Source organism: Acinetobacter courvalinii (assembly GCF_014635545.1).
Classification (GTDB): Bacteria; Pseudomonadota; Gammaproteobacteria; order Pseudomonadales; family Moraxellaceae; genus Acinetobacter; species Acinetobacter courvalinii.
In genome coordinates, this window is sequence record NZ_BMDA01000001.1 from 984,778 (window position 1) to 998,086 (window position 13,309).

Sequence of the window (13,309 nt, forward strand, 5' to 3'; positions counted from 1 at the left end):
GTATCTAAAATGTACATTGCTCTTTAATCCTTGATCAAAAAAGAATATAAAATGTGAAACACTTCACAATAATATTAAAAAATAAGGAATATCGAGATGAAAAACAAATCTATCGCGATTGCATTGTCTTGTATGCTTTTACCAGCTATGGCAGTGGCTGAACCCAAGTTCGTTTCAAATATTAATGGGTCGTCTTTTCAGATTAATGCCTCCAATACAGGGTCACAGGCTTACGAATGTGTGTACAGTTATTCTTTTAATCATGTCCGAGGTTCAGGTGTCAGTCAGTTTAGTGGCAAATTCTATATTGAAGCTGGAGCCAATAATATTTCGGTCATTGCCAGAAATACTGATCAAATGATCAGTAAATTAGACTTTGATTATAAGTGTACTGAAAAATAAACCACTTTATTTTGCATGATTGAATTGAAAACCGCTGATGACAGCGGTTTTTTAATCAAGTCCTTAAATTTCATGTCATTTCTTTTCAATTGTCATCTATTCTAAACCAAACGCGTGCATGATCCGGAAAGCGGTAAATAAATTTCATTTTCTGTATTTAAAACACAATTTTCCTAAACATCATTTGTTGTTTGCTGGATTGTTTTCTATAATTCAGTCATAAAAGACGTATACATATTAAATGAACGAAGATGAAAGATGATGCTATAAATCCGATAAATATCGTTTGAAGTTTTATAGATAAATCGCAAGTACACGTTCTGTATTTTAATGATTTAGTATTGAACAGGGGAAAGTTATGCAACCACAAATGATGGGCGGAATTATACAGGTCAATATTCCAGACAAAGCGACCTTACAATCCAGCTATATGCCTTTTGTCCAAGGCGGTGGTTTATTTGTGCCAACCAAGCAAGCAGTAAAAATGGGACAGGAGGTTTTTGTACTGGCCACACTGCCGGAGCAAGCGCAAAAGATTCCATTAACGGGAAAAGTGATCTGGATTTCGCATAAACAGACGCATTTTAAGCCACAAGGTTTTGCCATACAGCTCGCAGGTGAAAAAGGCGTGTATTATAAAAATGAAGCTGAGAAATTGCTGGCGGGATCTAAAGGTCTGGATCGCCCAAGTTATACCATGTAGTAATGAAGTAAATAGGATAGAAGAGTGTTTGTTGATACGCATTGCCATTTAACCATGCTGGATTTAAGTCCTTATGAAGGCGACTTGGATCAGGCACTGGAACAAGCCCGTCTTGCCGGTGTGTCGAAATTCATGGGAATTTCGGTTGATCTTGAAGATCATGTCAAGCTGGCAGAAATTGCTGCCCGCCATAAAGACATTGGCTATTCGGTGGGTGTTCATCCCTGTGAGGATGAACAGGTCATGGCGCGTGCAACAACAGACTATCTGGTCAATCTGGCACAGTCCGATAAAGTGTGGGCTTTGGGTGAAACCGGTCTGGACTATTATCACAGTACGGATTTTGTTGAAGAACAGAAACGTTGCTTTGCGCGACACATTGAAGCTTCAAAAATCGTGAAAAAGCCTGTGGTTGTGCATACCCGTGCAGCCAAGCACGATACCATTGATATTATTCGTGCAGAGCAGTCTACCCATGGTATTTTGCATTGTTTTACCGAGGATTGGGAAACAGCAAAAGCTGTTCTGGATTGTGGTTATTATATTTCTTTCTCCGGAATTGTTTCTTTTAAAAATGCGCAGGACTTGCGTGATGTGGCTAAACAGGTACCGCTTGATCGCTTGCTCATCGAAACGGATAGTCCTTACTTAGCGCCAGTGCCTTATCGCGGTAAAAGCAATGAACCGAAATATGTTCCTTTTGTAGCAAAAGCATTAAGTGATGTATATGATAAATCGGTTGAAGAGATTGGCATGATTACAACACAAAATTTTGAAAATCTCTTAAATTTGAAATAAACGGTTTTTGTTGTACTAGGAAAGAGAGTTATTACGTGAAAATGGATCGTCAAGCTCAGTTTAGAGCACGAGAAGTATTAATTTTTCAAATCGCGGAGCAACTCCTATTAGAAAATGGTGAGGCAGGCATGACGCTGGATGCGTTGGCTGCCGAGCTGGATCTTGCAAAGGGCACGTTATATAAGCACTTTCAAAGTAAAGATGAACTCTATATGTTGCTGATTATTCGTAATGAGCGCATGTTGCTGGAAATGATTCAGGATACCGAAAAAGCATTTCCTGAACATCTGGCTTTCTTTATGTTGCACCATTTACATCATCCGGAGCGTACTGCGCTCTTTCATCAGATCGAAGAACGGCTTTCTACTACAGGACAAGGTATTCAATTATTATTCAGTGAATTATATAAAGTGCGTAGGCAGCGTCTGCGTATCATTATCCGTATGACGGAAAGTTATTTACTGGATATAAACAGTACCATGACGACACGTGATTATCTTGCTTCAATCTGGTCTCTGACCTATGGCGCAGCGGTGATTCTGAATTCGAGTTTTTATCAACGCTATTTAGGTTCTCGAGACACTTTACGTGTTGCTTATATTGAGCAGGCTTTGGCATTGCCGAAGCTGGTCGAACCTGTTCTTGCATAGTTGAAAAACGCATGAGATCACCACAGCATTCGCAAAAAGCCTTTACCCTGATTGAGGTGATGGTGGTGATCGTGATTATGACGATCATGGCATCTCTCGTGGTTTTGAATATCGGTGGCGTTGACCAGCGCAGGGCCATGCAAGCCCGAGAGATGTTTATTCTTGATCTGAAGAAAATCAATAAAGAAGCGACTGATCAGGCCAAAGTCTTTGCCTTAAATACTCAAAATGCAACAGATGTCGCACCTTTTAGTTATAACTTGTTTGAATATCATGACCAGAGCCGTGAACAGATTCAGCAGGCTGATCGCACCTGGCAACTCTATAAAGAATTTAAGACCCGTCAATTGCCCAATAATGTTTCTTTAACGATTCAAAGTTTAGATACAGCAAGTTATAACAAAGCCAAAAATGAAGATTTGCTGGGGGGTAAGGCGCCTCAACTCATCTGGTTCGGAAACGGTGAAGCCAAACCTGTTCGAATCCAGTTTTATTATGAGCAACAGCCGATTGGACATGAGTTAGAGCTGGATCATTTGGGTAAGGTCAATGAAAATTAAGTCTTTAACAGGTCTTCCAGAAAATGCTTTTTGTCTTGTGAAAGCACAGAAAGCTTGCACCTCAAGCATAGCTTTCGGTCTTGCAGCAGGGCCGAGCGTTGCTCGATTTAATCGTGTTCACATCGAGCATAGCTCTCCGTCTTCTTGCGAAGCTGGGCTTCTCAGGGTGAAACGTTGTTTCACTCATCCTCGCTCAGGATTTACCTTACTTGAAGTGATGGTGGCGCTGGCGATCTTCGCAGTTGCAGCAATTGCGTTAACCAAGGTCGCAATGCAATACACCCAGTCAACATCGAATGCCATTTTAAGAACCAAAGCACAATTTGTGGCGATGAATGAAGTGGCGATGATGGAAATGAACCAGGAGTGGCTGGACGGTACGCAATCCAAGCAAATCACATCTCAAGGTGAAACGTGGCAAATAGATAAAAAAGCACAATCGACAATTAGCCCGAAGATCCAGCGCATCGAGTTGCAAGTCAGCTTATTTAATGATGAACAAGGCAAGGTCGAAGCGGGCATTACCAATCTTGTGTTCTTTAACTATCCTGCAAAGGCCAGAACACAATGAAATACACACGCGCATTTACCCTGGTCGAATTATTGGTTGCCATTGCAATCTTTGCAGTACTTTCGATGCTGGGCTGGAAAGTTTTTGACTATTTATTAAAAGTCAAAGATCGCAATGCCGAGCATGAAATGCATTTATTTGCCTTGCAGGACGCCTATCAGCAGGTGCTAAGAGACAGTCTGCAGATGATTCCTTTAACTGCTAATGATGGCCGACAGTTGCAAGCGGCGCTGGTGTTGAATGATCAGCACTTTGCATTTAGCAAGGCAGGTGTTTCTGATCCATTGAAACAGGGTTTGTCTCCTTACGAGCGTATTGAATATCGCTATGATGCTGCTCAAAAGAAAGTCTATCGCCTGAAATATTCGAATCTGAATATTCCCAATCGTGTACAACCTGTTTCAAGTACTTTGCTGGAAAATGTCGACCAATTTAAGCTGACGGTATTGAACCCGCAAGAATTGACGCAATGGCCTGAAAACAGTGATCCAAGTAATATTGCTGAATTGAAGAAATTACCCCGTGGTATCAAAATTCAGTTAACGGTTGCGGGGACCGATTATGAGTGGATCTATAGTCTGTTAAATAATACTTCAGATATGGGCGGTCAGTAATGCCATGAAAAATCACTCATCTCAACATGGCATCGCATTATTAACCATTCTGGTGATGGTGGCCTTAGCCACAATTCTGGCGGCAACCATTGCCAAACGACAGACCAATACTGCCGAGAATACCGGCTATTTGATGCGTCAGAATCAGTCCTTACTATATGCCAAAAGTGCAGAAGCATTTTTTTCGGAATTGCTGATTCAGGACAGTGATAATGGTGAAAGCATTGATCATTTACAGGAAAACTGGGCCAAACCAATGCCGCCATTTCCTGTGGATGATGGCTATGTTGCGGGGCGGTTAGTCGATGAATCGGGCAAATTTAACCTGAACAATCTGGTCAAGGCGGATGGAACCCAAGTAGATGAAGCTTCGAGACGCTGGTTTGAAAAGCTGCTGCAACGGGTTGGTCTGCCCGCAGAGCTCAGTCAGGCCGTGATTGACTGGCAGGATGTTGATGATGAAACTACAGGTGCGATGGGTGCGGAAAGTAATTATTATCAAGGTTTGGATCCCGCTTATCTGACACCAAATACCAAGTTTCATAGTGTGGAAGAATTGAAGCTGGTCAGAGGCTTTGAAGGCAAAAATTATGATTTGATTAAAGCTTATGTCACGGCATTACCAGAGTACACCAAGGTTAATATGAATACAGCACCAGCCCTGTTATTGGCCAGTATTGATCCAAAGATTGATGTCAAAGCACTTGAACAAGCATTAAAGACCAAACAGGCCAACCTGACCTATTTCAATAATGTGGATGATTTATGGCAATTAAGTGTTTTTTCTGGAATAGATGAAGCAAACAAAGCCGATGCAACAGCTTTGCTGGACAGTAAATCCAATTATTTTACCGCACAGATTGAAGTGGTTTTAAGCGAACGGAAGCGTCAATTTACCAGTGCTTTGGTGCGTAAGGATAAGCAAGTGACTGTTTATTCAAGAAGTCTTTCACCTTTCCAGTAAATGTGTAGATTGATTTGTCAAATGGTGACAAGGTTTAAAATCAATCCCAATCCATGTTTTTTTGCTTTATAATAAAATCCGTTTGCAGATAAAGATTAGCTTGGTGCATGTTAATTCGTAAATTGTTTAAGTTTGAGAATGCTCATATTGTACGTAACTGTACATCGGACCGTTGTAAGCGTTCGATTCATGGGCACAGTTATAAAGTTGAATTATTATTAAAAGCGTCAAAGCTGGATCATGGACAAATGGTTTATGATTTTGGCCTGCTTAAAGGCGTGATTAAAGAGCTATATGATAGCTTCGACCATGCCATTTGTTTCTGGCAGAAAGATGATCCTGCTTATATTGATGCATGTAAAACATTTAGTGCACGCTGGATTTCCTTGCCGGTTTCGCCTTCGGCAGAACAGTTTTCGCGTATCTTTTTCTTTCTCGCCCAGCAAGTGTTAAATTCAACCGTAACCCAGAATGGTGAAGGTGATGTTGAGGTTTACTCCGTCATTGTTCATGAAACTGATACGGGCTATGCACAGAGTTTTCAGGAAGATATTGAAAATATACAAATGGGTGAGTTGAGTCTGGAACAGATTGTCTTTTCAGAGCAGGTACAGGCTGAATGGAGTGATGTTCAGATGTATGAAAACCTGAAAAAAGGAACAAAATTCCAGAATCCGAATGTAGAATTACAAGTTAATATTTAAGTAATTTTCACTTAAATAAAAGAATCTATTTCAAGGAATGTTGATGCAATTTACTGAACAGCAACAGGACAAACTTAATAAAGTTCAGTTGGACGAGTCTTGGAAAATCTCATTGTCAGAGTTTCTTCTGAGTCCTAAAATGGATAATTTACGTGAGTTTTTACAACAAGAAAAACTCGCAGAAAGAGTCATTTATCCCCCAAGCAAACAGATTTTTAATGCATTAAATACCACACCGTTAAATGCAGTAAAGGTCGTGATTTTGGGACAGGACCCTTATCATGGTCCGAATCAGGCCAACGGTTTAAGTTTTTCTGTACAAAGAGGGGTTGCATTGCCTCCGTCTTTGCGTAATATTTTTCACGAATTAAATACCGATCTAGGTGTTCCGGTTTCTCGTCATGGTGACTTGAGTAAATGGGCAGCACAGGGCGTGTTATTGCTTAACAGTGTACTGACAGTGGCAGCAGGACAGCCCACTTCACATCAAAAACAGGGATGGGAAGACTTTACCGATGCGGTCATTGATGTATTGAATGAGCAGCGTGAACATATCGTGTTTATTTTATGGGGTGCTTATGCACAGCGTAAAGGGCAACGTATCGATCGTAACAAGCATCTTGTGCTTAGTGCAGCTCACCCATCACCACTTGCTGCAAACCGTGGTGGTTTCTTTGGCTGCAAAGTATTTTCTAAAACCAATCAATATTTGAAACAACATGGCATTGAGCCTATAGACTGGCAATTGGACGCATAATGACTTCTCCCGATTTAAATAGCTATCATCCTGATTTGGTTATTGAACATGCACAAAATGGCTGGCGAATCATTCGTCTTAATCGCCCTAAATCATTACATGCTTTAGATGAACCGATTGTAAGTGCGCTACTGAAAGTATTTGAACATTTTCATGAAGATGAAACTGTCAAGGCAATCTGGTTCGATTCGACCACACCAAAGGCTTTCTGTGCAGGCGGGGATGTGCGTAAATTACGTCAGCTTGTCATCAATAAGGAAGTAGAAACAGCAAACCAGTTTTTCCAGCAAGAATATGCACTGGATTTATTGTTACATAATTATGCAAAGCCAATTGTGGTTTGGGGCGAAGGCTATGTCATGGGTGGTGGTCTTGGCCTGTTTATGGCAGCACCTTTCCGTCTGGTAACGCCTTATTCGCGTCTGGCAATGCCTGAAATCAATATTGGTTTATATCCAGATGTCGGTGCAAGCCGTTTTCTGGCTGACCGTGGTCAAATCGGTTTGTTTACAGGTCTAACCGGTTCTATCATGACTGCAGCAGGTGCGTTCAGTGTCGGTTGGGCGACGCATATCTGCGAAGCACAACGTGATAATGTGCTGCAAAAAGTGTTAAATGTCGACTGGAACCATTATCCAGCGGGTGCATTCCGTGCCATTGACGATACCTTGAATAGCTTACATCGTCCTGTTGCTGCAGGGCCGTTGCAAAATTCCATTGATGTGATTCATAGCGTTTGTCGTGGTCAGAGCTTTGAATATGACTATCAATCGATTATTGGCCTCAGTGATGCAAGTAGTGACTGGTTACGTCAGGCCAGTGAGAACCTGCAAAAGGGTTCACCAAGTACGGCGGCGATTACCTGGTTGTTATGGCAATGGGGTAAACAGGGTCATGCCTGGGATGAAGTATTTGCCCTGGAAGCGCAAATTTCTGAATGGAAAATCCGCCATCCTGATTTTGTTGAAGGTGTGCGCGCCCGTCTGGTCGATAAAGATTTGTCACCTGAATGGAAAGCAACTGAACAGTTAACGCTTAAAGGCATCTTGGCTGACTGTGCGCCTGTAACCAATATTGAGAGCTGGAATGCGTTATTAAAGCACTATGGCGTAATTGCTTAAGTTGCCATGACTGTAGAAAATCATAATGATGAATACTGGATGCAGCTTGCCTATGAGCAGGCTGCATTAGCGGTATCACAGGGAGAAATTCCTGTCGGTGCCGTTCTGGTTAGTAATGAGCAGGTCATTGGTGCGGGCTACAATGCGCCGATCAAACTGTCAGATCCCACTGCACATGCAGAAATACAGGCGTTGCGTGCCGCTTGCGCGTCATTGAATAACTACCGCCTACCTGAAGATACCACGCTTTATGTCACGCTTGAACCGTGCACCATGTGTGTTGGCGCTCTAGTGCATGCACGGGTAAAGCGGGTGGTTTTTGCTACTACAGAGCCCAAAGCTGGTTCTCTGGTCAGTGCCCGTCAATTGCTTGAAAGTGGTTATTACAATCATAAATTTGTTTTTGAACAAGGATGTCTGCAAGCGCAGTGTTCCTTGCAGCTGAGTGAATTTTTCAAACAGAGAAGAAGTGAAAAGAAAAAAATCCGTTCGTCAAAAACGTCCTTAAATGATTAAAAATGTCTCATGAGTTGTGGCACACTAAGCCTCCAATATTTTTGGGTAAAATCAAAAGGCGAAGTTATGCGTAATGCAATCACGATAAAAAAAGAATTCAATGCACCGATCTCTGAGGTTTTTGACTTGTTGTCAAAACACGCTACCTATAACAAGGCATTTGCACCGTTACAGGTGGTTCGTGTGAAGGATTCGGCTGATCCAGAACGTCCTGACGGAATCGGTTCAGTTCGCCGCATGGGATTTGGACCGATTAAACCGCTACAAGAAGAAATCACCTTATTGGAAGAGAATAAACGAATTGAATATAAGTTGATCAATAACCCTTTGGTAAAACACCATTTAGGGCAAATTGACTTTAAAGAAATCACACCTTTTGTAACTTTGGTCACTTATAAGATTGAATTTACAGCAAAAGCACCTTTTGTAAGTAAATTAATTCTTGCACAACTCAAAGCAGCGATTACACTAGGTTTTTCAAAATTAGCCAAATCAGTTGCTTCATAAGAGATGGGAATGACAGTTCATATTATTACGATTGATGGTCCAAGTGGTTCTGGTAAAGGCACATTGGCTGCAAAAATTGCCGCACATTATGGTTTTAGTTTATTAGACTCTGGTGCGTTATATCGTTTACTTGGGCTGTCTTTGTTTCAGCATGGCTTACTCGATCAACTGGATACCCAGCTGGAGCAGTGTGTTAAATATGCGACCCAGCTCGATATTGAATTTAAATCGACACCAGCAGCGACACTGATTTTTCTGGAAGGGGTTGATGTCACCAATACTATCCGTACCGAACAGGTCGGTGAGTACGCTTCTAGAGTTGCGGCTGTTCCGGAGTTGAGAAAAGCTTTATTCGAACGTCAACGCGCATTTATTCAGCCACCTGGTCTGGTGGCTGATGGTCGTGATATGGCAACTTCGATTTTTCCAGAAGCCCAAGCCAAGATTTATTTAACCGCATCGGCTGAATCTCGTGCAGCGCGTCGTGTAAAACAGTTGCAGGGTATGGGTCTTGATGCTAAAATAAGCGACATTTTATCTAACATACAGGCTAGAGATAAAAGAGATATGGAGCGAACTGTTGCTCCGCTCAAGCCAGCTGAAGGCGCGTATGTCATTGATAGTTCTACAATAGGTATCGATGAAGTGTTTCAGTTAATGGTGGACTATATCGATAGCCGTATTCAATAGATAGACCATTTTATTTTCAGTTGAAGCATTGCTTGATCAGATTTTTTGGACAATGTAACAACTTAACTAAACCGGCCTTGTCTGATCCAAGACCGCGGACTTTATCAGGTATATCATGACCGAATCTTTTGCAGCCCTCTTTGAAGAAAGTGAATTAAACCTCAACGTTGAAAAGGGTGCAGTCATCCAAGGTACTGTTGTTAGTATCGATTCTGACTGGGTTACTGTTGACACTGGCCTTAAATCTGAAGGCGTTGTTGACCGTGCTGAATTTTTAAATGAACAACGTGAACTTGAAGTTCAAGTTGGCGATACTGTTGACGTAGTTGTTGAAGCGCTTGACAACGGTATGGGTCAAACAGTTTTATCACGTGAAAAAGCGAAACGTGCTGAAACTTGGACTAAACTTGAGAAAATCTTTGAAGACGGCGAAATCGTTACTGGTGTTATCTCTGGTAAGGTTAAAGGCGGTTTCACTGTTGACATCGGTCCTGTACGTGCGTTCTTACCGGGTTCTTTAGTTGACACTCGTCCTATCCGTGACACAACTCACCTTGAAGGTAAAGAGTTAGAGTTCAAAGTAATCAAACTTGATGCTAAACGTAACAACGTTGTTGTATCTCGTCGTGCAGTTATGGAAGCTGAATCTTCAGCTGACCGTGAAGCATTACTTGCTCAACTTGAAGAAGGTCAAACAGTTACAGGTACGATCAAGAACCTTACTGATTACGGCGCGTTCGTTGATCTTGGTGGTATTGACGGTCTTCTACATATCACAGATATGGCTTGGAAGCGTATCAAGCACCCTTCAGAAGTTGTTGAAGTTGGTCAAGAAGTTACAGTTAAAGTACTTAAGTTTGACCGCGAGCGTAACCGCGTATCTTTAGGCCTTAAGCAATTAGGCGAAGATCCATGGTTAGCGATCATGAGCCGTTACCCTAAAGGTTCTATCGTTAAAGCACGTGTAACTAACTTAACTGACTACGGTTGCTTCGCTGAAATCGCTGAAGGCGTTGAAGGCTTAGTACACGTTTCAGAAATGGACCACACGAACAAAAACATCCACCCATCTAAAGTTGTTCAGATCGGTGACGAAGTTGATGTTATGGTTCTTGAAGTTGACGAAGAACGTCGTCGTATTTCATTGGGTATCAAACAAACTCGTGCTAACCCATGGGAAGAGTTTGCTAAAGCACATGAAAAAGGCGAAAAAGTTTCTGGTACAATCAAGTCAATCACTGACTTCGGTATCTTCATCGGCTTAAACGGTGGTATCGACGGTTTAGTTCACTTGTCTGATATTTCTTGGAACGAACAAGGCGAAGAAGCGATTCGTCGTTACAAGAAAGGCGACACAGTTGAAGCAGTTATCTTGTCTGTAGACGCTGAAGGTAACCGTATCAGCCTTGGTATCAAGCAATTAAACAGCGATCCATTCAATGACTTCTTGGCTGCGAATGAGCGCGGTGCTTTAGTTAAAGGTACTGTAACTGCTGTTGATGCTAAAGGTGCTACAGTTAAATTAGCTGATGACATCGAAGCAACACTTAAAGCTTCTGAAATCAACCGTGACCGCGTTGAAGATGCGACTAAATTCCTAGAAGTTGGTCAAGAAGTTGAAGCGAAGATCATCAACGTTGATCGCAAATCTCGCTCTATCAACTTGTCTATCAAAGCGAAAGACGAAGCTGAAGAGAAAGAAGCTGTGAACAATGCTCGCCAAGCTGCTGCGACTCAAGCTGCAGAAAGCAATGGTCCTAAGACTATTGGTGACTTAATTAAAGCTCAAATGAAGTAATTTGTTAAAAAGTACGTTTCTTGTAACAGAGACGTACTTTTTTATACAAAAATACTGTAAACGGTAGCGTAGTAATCATGTACTGCGCTACCGTTTTGTATTTAAACAGGTTATTATTAAAAACATTGGAAGTAGCAATAATTAAAGAGGTCATCAATGACTACTGAAGCACTTAATAAATCTGATTTAATTGAACGGATTGCGCTTAAAAACCCACACTTGGCTGAACCTTTAGTTGAAGACGCAGTTAAGATTATGATTGATCAAATGATCGAAGCACTTTCAAGCGGTGATCGTATTGAGATTCGTGGTTTTGGTAGTTTTGCTTTGCATCATCGTGAGCCGCGTTTAGGGCGTAACCCTAAAACAGGTAAGTCGGTTGATGTTGCAGCAAAAGCAGTTCCACACTTTAAACCTGGTAAGGCACTTCGTGACGCAGTAAACGAATCTGCTGAATAAGTATTGAGGTCTTTATGCGTTATGTTCTAATTGCATTACTCGTTGCCATTTTTGGTTATTCACTTGCTTTGGTGCTTCAAAACCCAGCTGAGCTACAAGTAGACTTGTTATTTACTCAAGTTCCAGCAATGCGTTTGGGGTTATTACTTTTATTGACTTTGGTCTTAGGTATTGTTGTTGGGCTCCTTCTTGGCGTCCAGGTTTTCCGCGTTTTCCAAACCAGTTGGGAAATTAAGCGATTACGTAAAGATATCGATCATCTACGTAAAGAGCAAATTCAACTTGCACAGCAAGCTGCCGCAGAAGCTGCTGCAAATGTAAGACATGAGAAAACCATTCTGGATATTAACCCGGAAAGCCATCCACGTAATCCGTTATAATCTTTATATTGCAGCCTTATAAGATCTTGATGATTGTATAAGGCATTTAAAAGCTCTTTATCATTTAAAGAGCTTTTTTTGTTTTATGGCAGACCCAAATATCTCAACGTAGCCGTAAGCAGCATCGCCACTAAAATTACCACAATAAGCGAATATTTTTTCCATGCAAAAATGATCGCAACCGAAACACCTATTATTTTGCTGATCCCGCTAAAATGGGCTTCCGTAAAAAGGGTATTGAATACCGCTAAGGTGAACAGCAAAACACAGGCAGAATCTGCCAGTAACTGCTTATGATGTTCTTTAATCTCGATGCGATTTGCCAGATAAAAGCCTGAATAACGGATCAGATAGGTCCCTAAAGCAAGAACGACAACGCCGATAAATATATAACTCTCACTGTATTTCATTTCGTTTTCCGACCTAACATTAAACCAAGCATAGACACTAAAACAGGAAGGCCTGTTGGAAGTAAGGGAATAGAAGCTAGGGAAAGGGAGGTACCCAGAAATACCCGATTGCGTGTGGTCTTATTCTTGAGCATGGGCAAAATCAAGGCAAAAAGAATGGCCGGGAATGCTGCATCAATACCAAAGACATAAATATCCGGAATATTTTTACTCAACAGATAACCAGTAAACACGCCGAGCGGCCAAAGTATGCTGATACCTACACCACACATCCAGTAAGCCCATTTCTTTAAATGTGCTTCCTGCTGACTTAGCCCGAACATGACACTTTCATCATTCATGATATGACAGGCAATAAAGTGATAGACATTCTTCTCAATGAAGGTTGCGACAGATAATCCAAAAGGTAAATGACGCAAATTGATAAGTATGCCTGTGAATGCTGCAAATACCGGATTGGCTCCTGTCGCAATCATGCCAATAAAAGTAAATTCCGCTGCACCTGCCAGTACCGTTAAGGAAAGCGCTAAAGGAATCCACATGGGCAGGTTAAAACTGGCCGCAACCGAGCCGAGAGAAATTCCGACAATTCCTGTTGCGACCGAGATGAGAATAATGGCTTTGATTAAGTGATACCGCTGTTTATCTTGCATCTTTGTTTTCTATATCAAACGACCGTACGTTATAATAGATTAATCTTATATC

19 protein-coding genes are annotated in these 13,309 nt (G+C 41.6%); 17 read left to right on the plus strand and 2 right to left on the minus strand.

Features of this window, described 5'->3' with window-relative positions; genetic code table 11:
* Positions 1-96: 96 nt before the first annotated feature.
* The 17 genes from IEV39_RS04350 to IEV39_RS04430 all read left to right on the plus strand — a co-directional run bounded on the left by IEV39_RS04350 (position 97) and on the right by IEV39_RS04430 (position 12,194).
* Positions 97-402 carry a hypothetical protein gene (locus tag IEV39_RS04350; protein WP_005286255.1) on the plus strand — a complete coding sequence of 102 codons (306 nt, stop codon included), beginning with the start codon at positions 97-99 and terminating at the stop codon, positions 400-402.
* Between the two features lie 358 nt (positions 403-760).
* The gene (locus tag IEV39_RS04355; RefSeq protein WP_005230829.1) at positions 761-1,105 is read left to right on the plus strand and encodes a PilZ domain-containing protein; all 345 of its coding nucleotides are present in this window, start codon (positions 761-763) and stop codon (positions 1,103-1,105) included.
* Between the two features lie 24 nt (positions 1,106-1,129).
* Positions 1,130-1,903 carry a TatD family hydrolase gene (locus IEV39_RS04360; protein ID WP_005286252.1) on the plus strand — a complete coding sequence of 258 codons (774 nt, stop codon included), beginning with the start codon at positions 1,130-1,132 and terminating at the stop codon, positions 1,901-1,903.
* Positions 1,904-1,944: 41 nt separating this feature from the next.
* Positions 1,945-2,553 (plus strand): TetR/AcrR family transcriptional regulator, encoded by a 609-nt coding sequence (locus IEV39_RS04365; RefSeq protein WP_005230824.1) that lies wholly within the window; start codon positions 1,945-1,947, stop codon positions 2,551-2,553.
* A gap of 11 nt (positions 2,554-2,564) precedes the next feature.
* Positions 2,565-3,113: a pilus assembly FimT family protein gene (locus IEV39_RS04370; RefSeq protein WP_005286249.1), complete on the plus strand. Its 549-nt coding sequence runs from the start codon at positions 2,565-2,567 to the stop codon at positions 3,111-3,113.
* Positions 3,114-3,279: 166 nt separating this feature from the next.
* Positions 3,280-3,684, plus strand: coding sequence for a type II secretion system minor pseudopilin GspI (gene gspI, locus IEV39_RS04375; protein ID WP_032883255.1), 405 nt, complete (start codon positions 3,280-3,282; stop codon positions 3,682-3,684).
* Positions 3,681-4,298, plus strand: a complete 618-nt coding sequence (gene gspJ, locus IEV39_RS04380; protein ID WP_005286243.1) for a type II secretion system minor pseudopilin GspJ — start codon at positions 3,681-3,683, stop codon at positions 4,296-4,298. Before gspI ends, gspJ begins: the two co-directional genes overlap by 4 nt.
* A 4-nt stretch (positions 4,299-4,302) precedes the next feature.
* A complete protein-coding gene (gene gspK, locus IEV39_RS04385; protein WP_005286239.1) occupies positions 4,303-5,262 on the plus strand; it encodes a type II secretion system minor pseudopilin GspK in 960 nt (319 codons plus the stop codon).
* 107 nt (positions 5,263-5,369) lie between these two features.
* Positions 5,370-5,966: a 6-pyruvoyl trahydropterin synthase family protein gene (locus IEV39_RS04390; RefSeq protein ID WP_005286237.1), complete on the plus strand. Its 597-nt coding sequence runs from the start codon at positions 5,370-5,372 to the stop codon at positions 5,964-5,966.
* 43 nt (positions 5,967-6,009) lie between these two features.
* Positions 6,010-6,723 carry a uracil-DNA glycosylase gene (ung, locus tag IEV39_RS04395; RefSeq protein ID WP_005230812.1) on the plus strand — a complete coding sequence of 238 codons (714 nt, stop codon included), beginning with the start codon at positions 6,010-6,012 and terminating at the stop codon, positions 6,721-6,723.
* Positions 6,720-7,844: an enoyl-CoA hydratase/isomerase family protein gene (locus tag IEV39_RS04400; RefSeq protein ID WP_171067740.1), complete on the plus strand. Its 1,125-nt coding sequence runs from the start codon at positions 6,720-6,722 to the stop codon at positions 7,842-7,844. The genes ung and IEV39_RS04400 overlap by 4 nt, the downstream gene beginning before the upstream one ends.
* A gap of 6 nt (positions 7,845-7,850) precedes the next feature.
* Positions 7,851-8,360 (plus strand): tRNA adenosine(34) deaminase TadA, encoded by a 510-nt coding sequence (gene tadA / locus IEV39_RS04405; RefSeq protein WP_005230801.1) that lies wholly within the window; start codon positions 7,851-7,853, stop codon positions 8,358-8,360.
* Between the two features lie 66 nt (positions 8,361-8,426).
* Positions 8,427-8,867 (plus strand): SRPBCC family protein, encoded by a 441-nt coding sequence (locus tag IEV39_RS04410; protein WP_005286233.1) that lies wholly within the window; start codon positions 8,427-8,429, stop codon positions 8,865-8,867.
* A 9-nt stretch (positions 8,868-8,876) separates the two neighbouring features.
* Positions 8,877-9,557, plus strand: a complete 681-nt coding sequence (gene cmk / locus IEV39_RS04415; protein WP_005230798.1) for a (d)CMP kinase — start codon at positions 8,877-8,879, stop codon at positions 9,555-9,557.
* 115 nt (positions 9,558-9,672) lie between these two features.
* Positions 9,673-11,355 (plus strand): 30S ribosomal protein S1, encoded by a 1,683-nt coding sequence (gene rpsA / locus IEV39_RS04420; protein ID WP_004639293.1) that lies wholly within the window; start codon positions 9,673-9,675, stop codon positions 11,353-11,355.
* Between the two features lie 156 nt (positions 11,356-11,511).
* A complete protein-coding gene (locus IEV39_RS04425) occupies positions 11,512-11,814 on the plus strand; it encodes an integration host factor subunit beta (protein WP_004653854.1) in 303 nt (100 codons plus the stop codon).
* A gap of 14 nt (positions 11,815-11,828) precedes the next feature.
* Positions 11,829-12,194 (plus strand): lipopolysaccharide assembly protein LapA domain-containing protein, encoded by a 366-nt coding sequence (locus IEV39_RS04430; protein ID WP_005230795.1) that lies wholly within the window; start codon positions 11,829-11,831, stop codon positions 12,192-12,194.
* Positions 12,195-12,277: 83 nt separating this feature from the next.
* Here the strand turns inward: IEV39_RS04430 and IEV39_RS04435 are convergent, their stop codons facing one another.
* Both IEV39_RS04435 and IEV39_RS04440 read right to left on the minus strand, forming a co-directional pair.
* Positions 12,278-12,604, minus strand: coding sequence for an AzlD domain-containing protein (locus IEV39_RS04435; protein WP_005286229.1), 327 nt, complete (start codon positions 12,602-12,604; stop codon positions 12,278-12,280).
* A complete protein-coding gene (locus tag IEV39_RS04440) occupies positions 12,601-13,257 on the minus strand; it encodes an AzlC family ABC transporter permease (protein ID WP_005286227.1) in 657 nt (218 codons plus the stop codon). The genes IEV39_RS04435 and IEV39_RS04440 overlap by 4 nt, the downstream gene beginning before the upstream one ends.
* Between the last annotated feature and the right edge of the window lie 52 nt (positions 13,258-13,309).